This window comes from Sphingomonas sp. FW306-05-A, from assembly GCF_058782275.1.
In genome coordinates this window covers 989,401-1,005,346 of record NZ_JBYSXN010000002.1, presented here as the reverse complement: position 1 = coordinate 1,005,346, position 15,946 = coordinate 989,401, and the positions used below count along the sequence as shown (strand labels likewise).

14 protein-coding genes are annotated in these 15,946 nt (G+C 66.5%); 3 read left to right on the top strand and 11 right to left on the bottom strand.

What is annotated here, in order from left to right:
- Positions 1-51: 51 nt before the first annotated feature.
- The 6 genes from AC3WJR_RS13480 to glmM form a co-directional block, all read right to left on the bottom strand.
- Complete coding sequence (locus AC3WJR_RS13480; protein ID WP_492725505.1) at positions 52-1,182, bottom strand: site-specific DNA-methyltransferase; 1,131 nt, start codon at positions 1,180-1,182, stop codon at positions 52-54.
- A 184-nt stretch (positions 1,183-1,366) separates the two neighbouring features.
- Positions 1,367-1,963 (bottom strand): ribonuclease HII, encoded by a 597-nt coding sequence (gene rnhB, locus AC3WJR_RS13475; protein ID WP_492725504.1) that lies wholly within the window; start codon positions 1,961-1,963, stop codon positions 1,367-1,369.
- A complete protein-coding gene (gene thiD, locus AC3WJR_RS13470; RefSeq protein ID WP_492725503.1) occupies positions 1,956-3,077 on the bottom strand; it encodes a bifunctional hydroxymethylpyrimidine kinase/phosphomethylpyrimidine kinase in 1,122 nt (373 codons plus the stop codon). Before thiD ends, rnhB begins: the two co-directional genes overlap by 8 nt.
- Entirely contained in the window at positions 3,074-3,304 is a 231-nt protein-coding gene (locus tag AC3WJR_RS13465; RefSeq protein WP_492725502.1) for a DUF1272 domain-containing protein, read from the bottom strand. The genes thiD and AC3WJR_RS13465 overlap by 4 nt, the downstream gene beginning before the upstream one ends.
- Positions 3,305-3,528: 224 nt before the next feature.
- Positions 3,529-4,008, bottom strand: a complete 480-nt coding sequence (locus tag AC3WJR_RS13460; RefSeq protein WP_492725501.1) for a nuclear transport factor 2 family protein — start codon at positions 4,006-4,008, stop codon at positions 3,529-3,531.
- A gap of 54 nt (positions 4,009-4,062) precedes the next feature.
- Positions 4,063-5,403, bottom strand: a complete 1,341-nt coding sequence (glmM, locus tag AC3WJR_RS13455) for a phosphoglucosamine mutase (RefSeq protein ID WP_492725500.1) — start codon at positions 5,401-5,403, stop codon at positions 4,063-4,065.
- A 78-nt stretch (positions 5,404-5,481) separates the two neighbouring features.
- On the opposite strand from glmM, the gene AC3WJR_RS13450 reads away from it, so the two are divergent.
- On the top strand, positions 5,482-6,753 hold the full coding sequence (locus AC3WJR_RS13450) for a dicarboxylate/amino acid:cation symporter (RefSeq protein WP_354279148.1): 1,272 nt from the start codon (positions 5,482-5,484) through the stop codon (positions 6,751-6,753).
- A 94-nt stretch (positions 6,754-6,847) separates the two neighbouring features.
- Here AC3WJR_RS13450 and AC3WJR_RS13445 read toward each other — a convergent pair whose 3' ends face one another.
- Positions 6,848-8,458: a M28 family peptidase gene (locus AC3WJR_RS13445; RefSeq protein ID WP_492725499.1), complete on the bottom strand. Its 1,611-nt coding sequence runs from the start codon at positions 8,456-8,458 to the stop codon at positions 6,848-6,850.
- A 98-nt stretch (positions 8,459-8,556) separates the two neighbouring features.
- Here AC3WJR_RS13445 and pepN point away from each other — a divergent pair, with 98 nt between their 5' ends.
- A complete protein-coding gene (gene pepN / locus AC3WJR_RS13440) occupies positions 8,557-11,163 on the top strand; it encodes an aminopeptidase N (RefSeq protein ID WP_492725498.1) in 2,607 nt (868 codons plus the stop codon).
- A gap of 153 nt (positions 11,164-11,316) precedes the next feature.
- Here pepN and AC3WJR_RS13435 read toward each other — a convergent pair whose 3' ends face one another.
- The 3 genes from AC3WJR_RS13435 to pabB all read right to left on the bottom strand — a co-directional run bounded on the left by AC3WJR_RS13435 (position 11,317) and on the right by pabB (position 14,640).
- Positions 11,317-11,457, bottom strand: a complete 141-nt coding sequence (locus AC3WJR_RS13435; protein WP_354279482.1) for a hypothetical protein — start codon at positions 11,455-11,457, stop codon at positions 11,317-11,319.
- A 126-nt stretch (positions 11,458-11,583) separates the two neighbouring features.
- On the bottom strand, positions 11,584-12,783 hold the full coding sequence (locus AC3WJR_RS13430; protein ID WP_492725497.1) for a pyridoxal phosphate-dependent aminotransferase: 1,200 nt from the start codon (positions 12,781-12,783) through the stop codon (positions 11,584-11,586).
- A gap of 42 nt (positions 12,784-12,825) precedes the next feature.
- Positions 12,826-14,640: an aminodeoxychorismate synthase component I gene (gene pabB, locus AC3WJR_RS13425; RefSeq protein WP_492726144.1), complete on the bottom strand. Its 1,815-nt coding sequence runs from the start codon at positions 14,638-14,640 to the stop codon at positions 12,826-12,828.
- A 111-nt stretch (positions 14,641-14,751) separates the two neighbouring features.
- Here pabB and AC3WJR_RS13420 point away from each other — a divergent pair, with 111 nt between their 5' ends.
- Positions 14,752-15,411, top strand: a complete 660-nt coding sequence (locus tag AC3WJR_RS13420; protein ID WP_492725496.1) for an MBL fold metallo-hydrolase — start codon at positions 14,752-14,754, stop codon at positions 15,409-15,411.
- 105 nt (positions 15,412-15,516) lie between these two features.
- On the opposite strand, the gene AC3WJR_RS13415 is transcribed toward AC3WJR_RS13420, so the two are convergent.
- Complete coding sequence (locus tag AC3WJR_RS13415; protein WP_492726143.1) at positions 15,517-15,939, bottom strand: MAPEG family protein; 423 nt, start codon at positions 15,937-15,939, stop codon at positions 15,517-15,519.
- Between the last annotated feature and the right edge of the window lie 7 nt (positions 15,940-15,946).

The window sequence follows — 15,946 nt, the reverse complement described above, 5'->3', positions numbered from 1 at the left end:
GTAGCGGCCTTTGTCGGGCAGGCAAGGTCGCGTGACGTCGCGATCGCAGCCTTACGGCTGCGTTGCGAGCAGATACTCCTGTCGTAGGGAATCGATCGGCTTCAGCCCCTCGCCGGTCTCGAAATGCCAATAGGTCCAGCCGTTGCACGACGGCGCGTTTTGCAGCGTCGCGCCGAGCTTGTGGATCGACCCCGTCGCGCCGCACAGGCTCTCGAGGCTGCCGTCGGCGCGGATCATCGCGCGGTGCTTGCGCCTGGCGTCGACCACGAACCGCCCGGGGGTGAGGAAGCCGTTCTCGACCAGCACGCCGAACGCGACCTTGGGCGCGGCCTTGGGGCTCTGCATCGTCTTGAGCAGGCTCTCGTCGAGCGGGAGCGCCGCGGCGATCCGCTCCTCGGCGGCGGCGATGTAATCGGGCTCGCGCTCGATCCCGATCCAGCGCCGGCCGAGCCGCTTGGCGACCGCGCCGGTCGTGCCGGTGCCGAAGAACGGGTCGAGCACCACGTCGCCGGGCTTCGTGCACGCCAACAGGATGCGGTACAGCAAAGCCTCTGGCTTCTGCGTCGGGTGGACTTTGATCCCGTCCTTCTTCAGCCGCTCGGGCCCGCCACAGACCGGAAATTCCCAGTCGCTGCGCATCTGAAGCTCGTCGTTGAGCGTCTTCATGCTGCGATAGTTAAAGGTGTAGCGCGCCTTCTCGCCCATCGACGCCCAGATCAGCGTCTCATGCGCGTTGGTGAAGCGCGTGCCCTTGAAATTGGGCATCGGGTTCGACTTGCGCCAGACAATATCGTTGAGGATCCAGTAGCCCAGATCCTGGATCGCGGCGCCGACCTTGAAGATGTTGTGATAGCTGCCGATCACCCAGATCGCGCCATTGTCCTTGAGGATCCTTTTGGCCTCCGCCAGCCACGCGCGGGTGAACGCGTCATAGGCGTCGAGGCTGTCGAACTTGTCCCACGCGTCGGTCACTGCGTCGACATGGCTGCCGTCGGGCCGCGCGAGGTCGCCGCCGAGCTGGAGATTGTAGGGCGGGTCGGCGAAGATCATGTCGACCGACTTGGCGGGTAAAGCACGCATCGCCGCGATGCAGTCCGAGCGCAAGATCTGGTCGAGCGGAAGCTCCGCCATCGGCGTGATGGTCGGGCGCTTGCCGACCTTTATCTTTTCCAAAACGCCCATAACCGCCGCCCCTGATTCACTGTCGCGCGCATCCCTGCGAATCTGGGGACTCGCGTCAAGGGGCGATGCGTTAACCGGATTCGTCGCAGATTCGTTGGCCGTCCGGAACATTCCCGGGACGCGAGCTAGATGTTGAGTCCGTCGTGATCGGCGGACTCAAGCGATAGTGTGTGACGCAAAAGACTCAGAGCAGAAGATACGCGTCGGCGACGGGACGAAATGTGCGCCGGTGGAGCGGGGTTGGCCCATGTTCGCGCAAAGCCGCCAGATGCGCAGCGCATCCATAGCCCTTGTTCGAGTGCCATCCGTACTGCGGATGCGATTCGGCATGGGCGAGCATGATCGTGTCGCGGGTGTGCTTGGCGATGATCGACGCTGCGGCGATCGACGTGCTGATCGCGTCGCCCGAAACCAGCGGTGTCGCGGCGTGCGTCCAGCGCGGCAAGCGGTTGCCGTCGACCAGCACATGCCCGGGTACGACGCCCAAAGCCTCGACCGCGAGCGTCATCGCCTTCATCGTCGCCCAGTAGATGTTGAGCACGTCGATCTCATCCGCCTCGACGATCCCGATCCCGACCGTTGCGCAATCTTGCAGCCGGTCGTGCAGCCGCAACCGCTCGGCGGCGGAGAGCTTCTTCGAATCGTTGATCCCGCGCGGGATGCCCTTGGGGGGCAGGATCACCGCAGCGGCGACGACCGGCCCGGCAAGCGGACCGCGGCCCGCTTCGTCGACACCCGCGACGGGGGCGAGGCAGAGCTTTTCGTGTTTGAGACTAGGCATCAGGCAACCGCCATGGCGGATAGCGGCGGTTCTCGCCAGCATGGTAGAGACAGACCCTATTGCCCGCAGGATCCCGCAGCCGCGCCTCGCGCCAGAGCCAGCTCTGGTCGGTGGGGAGCTGATCGAAGACGATTCCGGCCGTCTGCAATCGCGCGACGGTGGCATCGAGGTCGTCGCATTCGAGGAACAGCGTTGTTTCCGCTGCCCGCTCGATCGACACCGTCGCGCCGCCCGCCGTCTCGAACCGAGCATAATGGTTGGTACTGTCCACGATCTGGCGAAGCCCGAGAGCCGCATAGAAGGCGCGCGATGCTGCGTGATCGGTGCTGCCCACGGTAACCTGGTTGAGCCGCAGATCCGCGCCGAGGTCGAGCCGGACCGCCTGATGTCCCATCGGACCGTGCCCGCGCCCGAGCCCCGGCGCATCGCGCAACGCCAGCCGCACGAAGGTGCGCGCCGCCCCGACCGCTTGTGGTAGCGATCGTCCTTGCCCGAGCAGGGTGGCGATCGCCGAGGCGAGCGTGCAGCCGGTGCCATGCGTGCTCGTCGTCTCGATCCGGGGGGCGGACCAGTGCGCGATCTCTCCGTCCGGTCCGATCAGGCGGTCGACGACGTCGGCCCCTTCGACGTGGCCGCCCTTGGCGAGCAATCGGCAGCCATGCGTGAGGATCGCGGTTTCGCCACCCAGCGCCGCGAGTTCGGGCGTGTTGGGCGTGACCACCGTGGCGATCCGCATCAGCCGCGCGAACGCCGAAATCGTCGCCGGGTCGGCGAGCGTCGCGCCGCTGGTCGCCACCATCACCGGATCGAACACCACCGGCACGTCGAGCGTTTCGAGCCGGTCGGCGACCGCGTCAGCCGTCTCGGCCGACCCGATCATCCCGATCTTCACCGCATCCACGCCGATGTCGGACAGGCAGGAGTCAATCTGCGCGAGCACCATGTCGGTCGGCACGGGCAGCACCGCCTGAACGCCGAGCGTATTCTGCGCGGTGATTGCGGTGATCGCGGTCATCGCGTGGCCGCCAAGCATCGTGACGGTCTTGATGTCCGCCTGGATCCCTGCGCCACCGCCCGAGTCCGACCCCGCGATGACCAGGATGCGCGGCGTCATGCGCGCGGCTTGTACCACCGCACGGTCGACGCCGGATGCCGCGCGAGCGCCTCGTCAACGCGGGCGGGGCGGTCCATCAGCTCGCCGCCGCAATTGGGGCAGCGATCGTCGAGCGCCTCGGCGCACGGCGCGCAATAGGTGCATTCGAACGAGCAGATGAACGCCCCCGCTTCGTCGGCGGGGAGATCGGTACCGCAGCGTTCGCAGTCAGGGCGCATTTCGAGCATGACGGCAGTTTAGCGAGGGTTTGGTAGGACGTCACCCCGGGGATGTACGGTCGCGGCACGATCAATGGGGGGCAGGCGCTTTCGTTCTCCCGCGAAGGCGGGAGTCCAGAGCCAAGCAGAACAACGACTTACAGTTCTCGCGACTCCTGGACTCCCGCCTTCGCGGGAGAACAGTTGTGGTTTCGCGGCCATGCCTTCGCAGGAAGACGGGGATTGGCGCGCCGTCAGTCGGTTCCGCCGGGCGAGATACGGAAGATCGTCGCCTGGCGGATCGCGATCACCCAGCGGTCGCCGTCGGTGCGCCACAGATCGGTGAAACGCCGTGAGACGGTCGGCGGCGAGGACGTTCCGTCGCGGGGGACATAGGTCTCCTCGCCCATCACGAGCACATTCGGGCCATAGGGTTCGAGATGCTCGATGCGCTTGTGGTAATACGCGTAATCGATCTGCCCGCGCTCGAAGAAGTCGGCAATCTGCGCCTTGCCCGCGACCCCATTGCCGGGCGTGTTGACGACGCAATCGTCCGCCAGTGTCGCGAGGAACGTCGCCTTGTCGCCAGTCACGATCGCACGGTCGACCGCGTCGGAAGCAGCCAGCACCGCCGCCAGAGCGGGATGCGCCGCGATCGCAGCGTCCAGCGCTTCGCCGACCAACTCGCGCGTGTTTCCACCGCGCGAATTCGCCCGCGGATCGATCGTGTCCATATCCCTGCCCCCAGGCGGACTCGGAGTCGAGCCCGGCGGGCAGGGTATAGCAGATTACCCCGCAGCCGTCCGCACCGCGTCGCAGATGCGGTCGACCACCGCCTCGACTTGCGCGGCATCGTCGCCCTCGGCCATCACGCGGATGACGGGTTCGGTGCCCGACGGGCGGATGACGAGGCGGCCCTTGCCCTTCAATTCGGCCTCGGCGTCGGCGATCACCGCCTTGACCGACTCCGCCTCGAGCGGCTTGCCGCCCGCGAAGCGCACGTTCTTGAGCAATTGCGGGAGCGGCTCGAAACGGTGGAGCAATTCGCTCGCCGGAACCCCCGAGCGCGCGAGTTCGGCGAGGATCTGGAGCGCTGCGACCAAGCCGTCGCCGGTCGTGGCGTAATCCGACAGGATGATGTGCCCTGACTGCTCGCCGCCGACATTATAGCCCTGCGCGCGCATCGCCTCGAGCACGTGCCGGTCGCCGACCTTGGTGCGGATCAGCCCGATCCCCTGCGTCGCGAGATGGCGTTCCAGCCCGAGGTTGGACATGACCGTCGCGACCAGCCCGCCACCCTTGAGCCGCCCCGCGCGCGCCCAGCTGCTCGCGATCGTCGCCATCAGCTGGTCGCCGTCGACGACATGGCCCTTTTCATCGACCACGATCAGCCGGTCGGCGTCGCCATCGAGCGCGATGCCAAGCTGCGCGCCGGTCTCGACCACCGTCTCGCACAGCGCCTTGGGCGCGGTCGAGCCGACGCCGTCGTTGATGTTCTTGCCGTCGGGACTGACGCCAATCGACACCACGTTCGCGCCGAGTTCCCAAAGCGCGGTCGGCGCGACGCGATAGGCAGCACCGTTCGCGCAATCGACCACGATCTTCATCCCGTCGAGCCGCAGGTTCTCCGGGAAGGTCGATTTGGCAAAATGGATGTAGCGCCCCTGCGCATCGTCGACGCGCCGCGCACGGCCGATTTCGGGGGCGGGGCTGAGCGCGATGTCGCCGTCAATCAGCGCCTCGATCGCGGTTTCGTCGGCATCGGACAGCTTGTAGCCGTCGGGGCCGAACAATTTGATGCCGTTGTCGGCGTAGGGGTTGTGGCTTGCGGAAATCATCACGCCGAGGTCGGCGCGCATCGACTGGGTCAGCATCGCGACCGCAGGCGTCGGCATCGGGCCGAGCAGCACCACGTCCATGCCGACGCTGGTGAAGCCTGCAACCATCGCGGATTCGAGCATATAGCCCGACAGCCGGGTGTCCTTGCCGATCACGACGCGGTGGCGGTGTTCGCCGCGATGAAAGTGCGCGCCTGCCGCCATGCCGACCTGCATTGCCATCGCCGCGGTCATCGGTGCGGTATTGGTCAGGCCGCGAATCCCGTCGGTACCGAAATATTTTCTTGCCATTACGCGCGCATCCGTTCGGTTATGTGCGTTGCACTCATAAGCGGCCAAAACGGGCCGTGCATCTGCAAAAGGGCCTGCATGTCGCAATCCAGTCGTATCCTGTTGTCGCTCGTCCTCGGGCTTGCCGTCGGTGCCGCCTTGGCGGGCTGGGCGCCGGGGGCGGTGCCGGTGACGGTCGAGATTGCCGGACCGATCGGGACTGCGTGGCTCAACGCGTTGCAGATGACGGTGTTGCCGCTGGTCTTCTCGCTGCTCGTCACCGGGATCGCCGCGACCGCCGAGGCTGCGCGCAGCGGTGCAGTGGCGGCGCGCGCGATCGCGATGATCGTGTCGGTGATGGTGTTCAGCGCAGTGATGGCAGCCATCCTGACGCCGCTGTTCCTCAGTCTCGCACCGATGCCTGCGGCTTCGGGCATCGCGCTGCGGGCCGCGTTGGCGGGGGCTGCCCCGGCGGGGCCGGTCCAGCCGCTTGGTGAATTCCTGGTCGGCATGGTGCCGAGCAACGTCGTCGCGGCGGCGGCGAACGGCGGGTTCCTGTCGCTAATCCTGTTCGCGCTGGTATTCGCCTTCGCGCTTGCGCAAATCGCACCCGAACCACGCGCGTTGCTAATCACTTTCTTCTCCGCGATCCGCGACACGATGCTGGTGGTGATCGGCTGGATCATCTGGATCGCGCCGATCGGGGTGTTCGCGCTGGCGATCACGGTTGCCGCCAAGACCGGAACCGCCGCGGTCGGCGCACTGCTGCATTACATCGTCACGGTGTCGAGCGTCGGCGTGGTGGTGTCGCTGTTCGCCTTTCCGCTCGCGGTATTGGGCGGGCGCATCGCGCTGACCCGGTTCGTGCGCGGTGCAGCCCCCGTGCTGGCGGTGGCGATGAGCACGCAATCCTCGCTCGCCAGCCTGCCCGCGATGTTGCGGAGTTCGGAGGACATGGGTGTGCCGGTGGCGACCTCGGGCGTTGTCCTGCCGATCGCGGTGGCGATGTTGCGCGCGACCGGCCCAGCGATGAACCTTGCGGTCGCGATCTATGTGGCGAACTGGTTCGGGGTGCACGTAAGCTTCGCCACGCTGTGCGCGGCTACCGCGATTGCGGTGCTGACCTCGCTCGGGTCGGTCAGCCTGCCCGGACAGATCAGCTTCATCGGCGCGATCGCGCCGATCGCGGTCACGCTGGGGGTGCCGGTCGCGCCGCTCGGCTTGCTCGTCGCTGTCGAGACGATCCCCGATATCTTCCGCACGATGGGCAATGTCGTGATGGACCTGGCGGTGACGCTCACGGTCTCCGCGCGCAGCGCGCTCGCGCCGACAAGCAGCGCAGATGCGTTGTTGCAGGATCGCGCGGGCTAGCACCGCGTCGGGGCGCTAATCCCCGTCGTCCCGTTCGGTTCGAGCGGGCAGGGGGCAGGGCATCAACAGCTAGCGGCTGGCCTGGTGCGGCGCGTCACTTCGCGCCGTATCCGTTGTACAGCAGCCCGAAGAAGTCGCCCTTGTTCCACCGCGGCCGCGCGTCGCCATCGGCGATCTCGCGCGCAATCGCGTAATTGGCATTCACGAAGCGGATGCCCTGCGCCCAGTCGATCGGCTGCGACAGGTCGTCCGACACCTGGTGGTAGCGGTGCGCGAAGAACTCTGCGGTTGCCGCCTTGCCCGGTCCCTTTTGCCCCGGCCACAGGAACACCGAGGGCACCCCCTGCTGGACGAAGCGATAATGGTCCGACCGGACGAAGATGCCCTGCGCGGGATCGGGATCGGGCGACATCGTCACGCCCAGCGTCCCGACTGCCTTTGCGACGATCGGTCCCAGCGTCGAGCGATCCGCGCCGAACACGGTCATGTCTTCGAACGCATAGGACAGGATCGGCATGTCGAGATTGACGTCCGCAACGATGCTCTTGATCGGCACGGTCGGGTGCCGCGCGAAATAGTCCGAGCCGACCAGGCCCTTTTCCTCCGCGGTGACCGCGAGGAACAGGATCGAGCGGCGCGGCGGCTTGCGCGAGGCCTTGAAGCGTTTGGCTTCCTCGATCAGTGCGGCGATGCCGACCGCATTGTCCTCTGCGCCATTGTAGATCAGGTCGCCCTTGCCCTCGGCCTTGACCCCGAGATGGTCGAGATGCGCCGACAAGACGACGACTTCCTTACCGAGCACAGGGTCGCTGCCGTGGATCATGCCCGCGACGTTAGCGCTGGTGCCGGGCTCGAAGCTGGTCCGCAGCGCAACCGCGAGGCGCGCACCGAGTGGTTCGGCGGTGAAGCGTGCTTCGGCGTCGGTGCCTTTGGCGAGGATCGCCTTCCACGGCACCTTCGCGCCAGCGAACAGCTTGGCCGCGCCGGTCGCGCTGAGCGTCGCCAGTTGCGGCGCGCCCGCCATGTCGCCGGTGCCGTCCGCCTTCGCCCAGGCCGTCCGCGCGCGGTCCCAGGCGCCGCCCTCGGGTGGCAGCACGCCGCGCGTCAGCAGGATCGTGCCGACCGCCCCGTGTGCAGCGGCAATCGCGGCCTTTGTCGCGCCGCTCTGGAAATGCGCGCGTTCCTCGCTCTGGAAGCTTGCGGGCGCGCCAGCGAAAAAGGCGACGATCTTGCCGCGTACGTCGACGCCCGCATAATCGTCCCGCTTGTAGCGCGGCGCGACGATCCCGTGCCCGACGAACACGATCGGCGCGTCGAGCGTGGTCCGCGCCGCGCCCGCGACCGCGCCGGGGGTGAAATCCTCGCCGAACAGCAGCGGTTGTGGCCCGGCCCCCTTGCGCGTCAGCACGACATCGCCGTGGTCGGCGGCGCGATAGGCGACGAGCGGGACCTTCTGGAGATAGCCGCCGTCCTGTCCGGCGGGCACCAGCCCCGCCGCGAAGAATTGCGCCGCGACATATTCCGCCGCGATTCGATATTCGGGGCTCGCCGCCTCGCGCCCGCGCATCGCGTCGGACGCGAGAAACAGGACGTGCGCCTTCATTTGCGCCTGGTCGTCGGGCAAGGCGGCGGGTGCGGTTTGTGCATGCGTGGCGGGAGCGAGGGCCAGCGTGGCGAGGACCGCGAGAAGGGCTTTGTGCATCATTCACCCCGGGTAGCAGCGAGGCTACGCGAGGCAAGTCGGTTGCACGCTCCGCGGCGATTTCGGTGGCATGGCGGCACCACGCTGCCTACATCTTCGTCATGCTCGATATCCAGACCAGCCTCGCCCAGCCGCACGTCACCCGTCGTGCAGATTACACCGCTCCGGACTGGCAGGTGCCGGAGATCGCACTCGATTTCGATCTGGACCCGGCGTGCACCCGCGTCAGCGCGCGCTTGCAGGTCGTGCGCGGGGATGCCCATCATCGCCCGCTGCGGCTGGACGGTGAAGGGCAGACGCTGGTTTCGCTCAAGGTCGATGGCGTGGCGATCAACGAGTGGGTGATCGAGGACGGCGCGCTGGTGCTGCCGCTCACCGGATCGTCGCATGTCGTCGAGACGGTCGTCGAGATCGCGCCCGACCGCAACACGCAGTTGATGGGGCTGTACGCTTCGGGCGGAAACCTCTGCACCCAGTGCGAGGCGGAAGGGTTTCGTCGCATCACCTTCTTCCCTGACCGGCCCGACGTGCTGAGCCGCTACAGCGTGCGAATGACCGCCGACAAGGCGCGCTACCCGGTGCTGCTCGCGAACGGCGATCCGGTTGCGCAGGGCGATGCGGGCGACGGGCGGCATTGGGCGGAATGGAACGATCCGTTCCCCAAGCCGAGCTATCTGTTTGCGCTGGTCGCGGGTGATCTGTCGGTCAACCGCGGCACGTTCGTCACCGCCTCGGGCCGGACGGTCGAACTCGGCATCTGGGTTCGCGAGGGCGATCTGGAGCGCACGCACCATGCGCTCGACGCGCTCAAGACCTCGATGGCGTGGGACGAGCGGGTCTATGGCCGCGAATATGACCTCGACGTGTTCAACATCGTCGCGGTGGATGATTTCAACTTCGGCGCGATGGAGAACAAGGGGCTGAACATCTTCAACAGCCGCTATATCCTGGCGGACCCCGACACCGCGACCGATTATGATTATGACGCGATCGCAGCGGTGGTTGCGCACGAATATTTCCACAACTGGTCGGGCAACCGAGTCACCTGCCGCGACTGGTTCCAGCTGTCGCTGAAGGAAGGGTTCACGGTCTATCGCGACCAGACCTTCTCCGCCGACCAAGGTTCTGCCGCGGTCAAGCGGATCGAGGACGTGCGTGGGCTTCGCGCGGCGCAGTTTCCGGAGGATGCCGGGCCGCTCGCACACCCGATCCGGCCTGACGCCTATCAGGAAATCTCGAACTTCTACACCGCCACCATCTACAACAAGGGCGCCGAGATCATCCGCATGCTGGCGACGATGCTGGGCGCGGAGCGGTTCCGTTCGGGCACCGATCTGTATTTCGACCGGTTCGACGGGACGGCGGCAACGTGCGAGGATTTCGTCGCGAGCCTCGAGGAGGCGAGCGGCGTCGATCTCAAGCAGTTCCGTCGCTGGTACGGTCAGGCGGGGACGCCGCGCGTAACGGCATCGCTGACGCATCATCTGGGGTCGGCGCGTGCGGAACTGGTGCTGACGCAGCGCACGCCGCCGACGCCGGGGCAGCCGGACAAGCTTCCGGTGGTGCTCCCGCTCAAGATCAAGCTGTTCGGCGCGGAAACCGGCCATGCGCTGACCGACGAACAGACGATCCTGCTGACCGATACCGAGCAGACGATCGTATTCGAGACCGTCACCGAGCGGCCCGTCCTGTCGATCAACCGCGGCTTCTCCGCGCCTGCGATCATCGCGACCGACCGGACCGCGGAGGACCTCGCCTTCCTCGGCGCGCAGGACGACGATCCGTTCGCGCGGTACGAAGCGCTCCAGCAGCTGATGCTCGACACGCTCGTTCAGGGCGCGTCGCAGGGTCAGGCGGATCATGCCGCGGTGGTTGCTGCGATCAAGGGCACGCTTGCCGACGCAAAGCTCGACGCGGCGTTCATCGCCGAAGCGGTGCTGCTTCCGTCGGAGAGTTTCATCGGCGACCAGCTCGCGATCGTCGACCCCGAGGCGATCTTCCGCGCGCGCGAGTCGCTCCGGCGCGACATCGGGCGCGCGCTCGAGAGCGAATGGCGTTCGGCCTATGATCGCGCGCGCGCGAATACCGACGGCGGCTATGTCTATTCGCCCGACGCCAAGGGCCAGCGCCGGCTCAAGGCGGTCGCCTTGGGCTATATCGCCGCATCGGGCGCGGCGGATGCGGGTGATCTCGCATTCGCGCAGTTCGAGGCGGCGGACAACATGACCGACCGTCAAAGCGCGCTTGCGACGCTGGTCGGCGGGGACGCGCCACAGCGCGAGCCCGCGCTCGACATGTTCTACAAGCGCTACAGCGACAATGCGCTGGTGCTCGACAAATGGTTCTCGGTGCAGGCGATGGCCCCACGCGACGATACCGGCGCCGCGGTCGAGGCGCTGTCGCGGCACCGCGATTTCACCTTGTCCAACCCCAACCGCGCACGCGCGCTGGTCGGCGCGTTCGGGGTCAACCAGCGCGCGTTCAATGCGGTGTCGGGGGCGGGGTATCGCTTCCTTGCGGACCAGCTGATCGCACTCGACAAGCTCAACCCGCAGACCGCGGCGAAGCTGATCCCGCCGCTCGGGCGCTGGCGGCGATTCGATTCGGTGCGGGCGGGGTTGATGCGCGCGGAGCTGGAGCGGATCGTGGCGACGCCGGGGCTGTCGAAGGACATGTTCGAACAGGCGTCGCGGAGTTTGGAAGGGTAGGGAAGGCGGGCTGCTGCGCTTCCCCGGCGAAGGCCGGGGCCCAGGGGGGCACCGGGTCGCGGCAAGCCGCTACGCGCTGTTACCTCGGCCATCACGACTGGGCCCGGGCCTTCGCCGGGGAAGCGGTTAGCAGTTAGCGGGCAGAGTGCCGCCTCAGCGCGTCGCCTCGATCTGTGGGCGGGTAGCCGCATGCGCGCCTTCGACCGGATGCAGCGTCACCAGTGCAATCGCGCCCAGCGCGAAGCCGCCAACGAACTGCCAGACGAAATCCGATTTGAAGATGCGACGCATCACGATACCTCTTTGCCCTGGCAGGAATGCCAAATGCCGTAGCGCCAATCGTCCTGATTGTGCGCTGCGGCAAGAGACATTTCGCAAACTCTGCGTTGCCAAAAGCTGAACGATCGTTTCGGCTCCGGTTCAGCGAAGCGCGGCGCACGCCTCTTGGATCCGCGTGCACGCCGACGTCAGCAAAGCATCCGACGTCGCATAGGAGATGCGCATCGCCGGCGATAGGCCGAACGCAGCGCCCTGGACCGCCGCGACCTTCGCGTCGTCGAGCAGATAGGCGACCATCGCCTCGTCCGAGTCGATCAGCTTGCCCGACGGGGTCGACTTGCCGATCAGCGCGGAAAACTCCGGATAGACGTAGAATGCGCCGTCGGGCTTGGGGCAGGTGATGCCCTCCGCCGCGTTGAGCATCCCGACCACCAGGTCGCGCCGCACCTGGAACGCCGCCGCGCGATCCTTGAGGAACGACTGGTCACCGTTGAGCGCCGCGACCGACGCCGCCTGCGCGATCGAGCAGGGGTTGCTGGTCGATTGCGACTGGAGCTTGGCCATCGCCTTGATCAGCCACGACGCGCCGCCCGCAAAGCCGATCCGCCAGCCGGTCATCGCATAGGCCTTGGAGCAGCCGTTGACGGTCAGCGTGCGCTCGTAGAGCGACGGGCAGACCTGCGCGATCGTCGCGAATTCGAAGCCGTCGTACAGGATGTGCTCGTACATATCGTCCGAGAAGATCCACACGTGCGGATGCCGCTCGAGCACGTCGCCCAATGCCTTCAGCTCGGCGGCAGTATAGGCGGCACCGGTCGGGTTGGACGGCGAATTGAGGATCACCCACTTGGTCTTTGGCGTGATCGCTGCCTCGAGCTGCTCTGGGAGCAGCTTGTAGCCCTGCTCGGGGCCGGCGGCGACGAACACCGGCGTGCCGCCAGCGAACAGCACGACGTCGGGGTAGCTGACCCAATACGGCGCGGGCACGATCACTTCATCGCCCGCCTCGACCGTCGCGACCATTGCGTTGAACAGCGTGTGCTTGCCGCCGACGTTCACGCTGATCTGGTCCGCCGCATAGGTCAGGCCGTTGTCGCGCGTGAACTTGGCGGCGATCGCCGCCTTCAGTTCGGGCGTGCCGTCGACGTTGGTATATTTGGTCTGGCCGTCGCGGATCGCCTTGATCGCGGCTTCCTTGACGAAATCGGGCGTATCGAAATCGGGTTCGCCCGCGCCCAGCCCGATCACGTCGACGCCCGCGCGCTTCAGCTCCTGGACCCGCGACGTGATGGCAAGCGTCGGCGACGGCTTGATACGGTTGAGCGCGGCGGAGGGGTTCATAGTGAAGAGCCTTGGTCGGATGACGAATGGACGCGCGAGCGCTTATCGTGCGACGGGCGACGCCGCAACCGCCCGTCGCGCACGAATCAATCCGCGAAGCGCATTGCCGATGAAAAATTCGTGCGCAAGGTCCGCTTCGGTGAGATGTCCTTCGACTGCGCGCCCGCTTGCCAGCAGGTCTGCGCGCAACACGCCGGGCAACAATCCGTCGGTTATCGGGGGTGTTATCAGCATATCGCCGCGCGGTACGAACAGCGACGTGAAGCTGCCTTCGGTCAACCGGCCGTCAGGGCGTTCGAACACGACTTCGAAACACCCCGATCCCTGTCGCGCTTTATTGTAAAAGGTCCGGTCGCTCGTCTTGTGGCGCAGCCGGATGTCGGCAGCGGTGACCGGCAGCGGCACGATCCCCACCTCTACCGGTTCGGTAGAAGGCGCGGGCATTTCCCCGATTTCGACCGCGACCGCCCCGCTCGGCGCGAGCAACAGCCGCACGCGCGCCGCGGTTCGCAAGCGGAAGGTCGCGGCCTGGAGTTCGTTGCGGACGGTGTGGCGGTCGAACACGAAGTCGAACGCCTGTGCGCTGGCGGACAATCGCGCAATGTGTGTCTCGAGCAGCAGGAGGCCGTGGTGGGGGTCGAACGCCATCGTCTCGATCAGATCGAAGCGACGCACGTCATGCGTCAGGAACGCAAGCTTGGCCTTCGCTTCGTCCCATTCCGCCGCCGGGTCCGAATCTGCGACGATCCCGCCGCCTGCGCCGAGCCACGCCGTCTCGGTGTCCTTCGGCCAGACCAGCGTCCGGATCGCGACATTCGCCATCGCGTCGCCGTTCGCATCGAACCGCGCGATCGTGCCGGTATAGAGCGCGCGGTGGCTGGTTTCGATCCGTGCGATCGCCTGCATCGCGGCGATCTTGGGTGCGCCTGTGATCGACCCGCACGGAAACAGTGCGGTGAGCACGTCGATCGCGTCCAGTCCGGGGGCGAGGTCGGCGGTGACGGTGGATACCATCTGATGCACCGTCGGATAGCTTTCGACCGCGAACAGGCCCGGCACCGCGACCGATCCGGCGCGGGCGACGCGTGCAAGGTCGTTCCGCATCAGGTCGACGATCATCAGATTCTCGGCGCGCTGCTTTGGGTCCTGCGCAAGTGTGGCAACCGCGGCCGCATCCGCCACCGGATCGGGGTCTCGGCGGGCCGTACCCTTCATCGGGCGACAGGTCAGCCGATCGCCGTCCAGCGCGAAGAACAGTTCGGGGGACAGCGACAGGATCGTCGCGTCGCCGGTATCGATCAACGCGCCAAATCCTGCGCCCGCCTGTGTGCGCAGTCGGGCATAAAGCGACAGCGGATCGCCGTGCACCTTCATCTGCGCGCGATAGGTCAGGTTTGCCTGATACAGTCCGCCCGCGACGATCTCCGCCTGCACGGCGGCGAATTGCGTGTCGTAGGTCGAGAGCGCGATATCGGGTTCGGGCGCGGCGTTCCACGCACCTGCGGGACTGGGCAGCAGGGCGGGAACATCGCCCGGCGCGATTGTGCGATAGCCCGCAAACAGGCCGAACCAAGCCAGCGGTAGCGAAGGAGCTGCATCCGGCTGTGCGTGTTCGTCGATGTCTGGAGCGGCGTGCCCAAGTGCAGGCTCGAACGCGGCGGCGGCGTCGTACGCAAGATAGCCGACCACATCGTGCCCGGCATCGCGCCCGGCGCGCACCGCTGCCAGCACCGCATCGATCTCGCCGATCGTATGCGCGGTCAGGATGCGGACCGGATCGAGATACAAGCGTGCGGACGCTCCGTCCGCGCGGGCATCGTCCAGCAGGACGAACGGCTTGGTCTGGTTGCTGAGCATCACTGGCGGTCAGATGCCCCGCTTGAGGCCCCCGGGGCAACCCCGCAGTGTCCATTTGCACCGCGAAACCCGATCCTTGCCCGACCCGCCGTGGCATTCTATCCAAGGCGTATGAGCATACCGCCCCTTCGCGCCGCAATTATCCCGGTGACGCCGCTGCAACAGAATTGCACCTTGCTATGGTGTACCGTGACGATGCGCGGTGCGTTCGTCGATCCCGGTGGCGACCTTCCCAAATTGCGCGCGGCGGCGGCGCAGCACGGCGTGACGATCGAGAAGATCATCCTCACGCACGGCCATATCGACCATTGCGGCGAGGCGAAGCCGCTTGCCGACGACTATGGCGTGCAGATCGAGGGGCCGCACGAGGAGGACCGCTTCCTCACCTCCACCCTGTCCGAGAGCGGCGCGCAATATGGCATTCCGGGGGTCAATTTCGAACCCGACCGCTGGCTGGTCGAGGGCGACACCGTGACCGTCGGCGATCTCGTGCTCGACGTCTATGAAACCCCGGGGCACACCCCGGGCCACGTCATCTTCCACCATGCGCCGTCCAAACTGGCGATCGTCGGCGACGTGCTGTTCGCCGGGTCGGTTGGCCGGACCGATTTTCCGCGGGGTAACCACCCGCAACTGATCGATTCGATCGTCACCAAATTATGGCCGCTGGGCGACGACACGACCTTCCTCCCCGGCCACGGTCCGGCAAGCACCTTCGCGCACGAGCGCGCGACCAACATGTTCGTCAGCGACTCGGCGCTGGCTGCGTAAGCGGCGCTGAGGCCAGCCCGTCTCACCGATCATCGTCGACGGTGAGACGGGGCTTCGACTTCGCTCAGTCGGAACAGTGCGGTAATTGGATCGGGCAGAACCTCATCAGCCCGCTGGCGCAACGCTCGGCGCGACGACGCCCGCCGTGGAATGCCCGAGCAACGGCACCACAATGGCGTAACCGCCAAGCCCGAGCAGTAGCACGAAGGTCAGGATCGTGCCGACCATTCGCCCGATCTTGAAGCCGTCCATCCCCAGGGCGTGCAGGATGCGCGCGACGACAAACGCGGCGCTCGCGCCCCACAGCCACCACGAGCTTCCGCTCGTGAATTCTATCAGCGCGATCAGGATCAGGATGAAGGGGGCATATTCGACGAAATTGGCATGCGCGCGCATCCGGCGAATCAGCATTTCATTGCCGCCGTCGCCGACCAGAATCTTGGCCTTGGTTCGAACGGCGCCGATCCGAATTGCCAGCCACAGATTGATGATCGCCGCCGCACCCGCGGTTGCGAGCGAGATTGCCATGTCAGAA

Excerpts from the sequence above, each read along its gene's own strand:
- AC3WJR_RS13480 (WP_492725505.1), bottom strand. The coding sequence starts at position 1,182 with ATGGGCGTTTTGGAAAAGATAAAGGTCGGCAAGCGCCCGACCATCACG.
- AC3WJR_RS13450 (WP_354279148.1), top strand. The coding sequence starts at position 5,482 with ATGTCGCAATCCAGTCGTATCCTGTTGTCGCTCGTCCTCGGGCTTGCC.
- glmM (WP_492725500.1), bottom strand. The coding sequence starts at position 5,403 with ATGGCAAGAAAATATTTCGGTACCGACGGGATTCGCGGCCTGACCAAT.
- AC3WJR_RS13465 (WP_492725502.1), bottom strand. The coding sequence starts at position 3,304 with ATGCTCGAAATGCGCCCTGACTGCGAACGCTGCGGTACCGATCTCCCC.
- AC3WJR_RS13430 (WP_492725497.1), bottom strand. The coding sequence starts at position 12,783 with ATGAACCCCTCCGCCGCGCTCAACCGTATCAAGCCGTCGCCGACGCTT.
- pabB (WP_492726144.1), bottom strand. The coding sequence starts at position 14,640 with ATGCTCAGCAACCAGACCAAGCCGTTCGTCCTGCTGGACGATGCCCGC.
- AC3WJR_RS13420 (WP_492725496.1), top strand. The coding sequence starts at position 14,752 with ATGAGCATACCGCCCCTTCGCGCCGCAATTATCCCGGTGACGCCGCTG.
- AC3WJR_RS13445 (WP_492725499.1), bottom strand. The coding sequence starts at position 8,458 with ATGATGCACAAAGCCCTTCTCGCGGTCCTCGCCACGCTGGCCCTCGCT.
- thiD (WP_492725503.1), bottom strand. The coding sequence starts at position 3,077 with ATGACGCCGCGCATCCTGGTCATCGCGGGGTCGGACTCGGGCGGTGGC.
- rnhB (WP_492725504.1), bottom strand. The coding sequence starts at position 1,963 with ATGCCTAGTCTCAAACACGAAAAGCTCTGCCTCGCCCCCGTCGCGGGT.
- pepN (WP_492725498.1), top strand. The coding sequence starts at position 8,557 with ATGCTCGATATCCAGACCAGCCTCGCCCAGCCGCACGTCACCCGTCGT.
- AC3WJR_RS13460 (WP_492725501.1), bottom strand. The coding sequence starts at position 4,008 with ATGGACACGATCGATCCGCGGGCGAATTCGCGCGGTGGAAACACGCGC.
- AC3WJR_RS13415 (WP_492726143.1), bottom strand. The coding sequence starts at position 15,939 with ATGGCAATCTCGCTCGCAACCGCGGGTGCGGCGGCGATCATCAATCTG.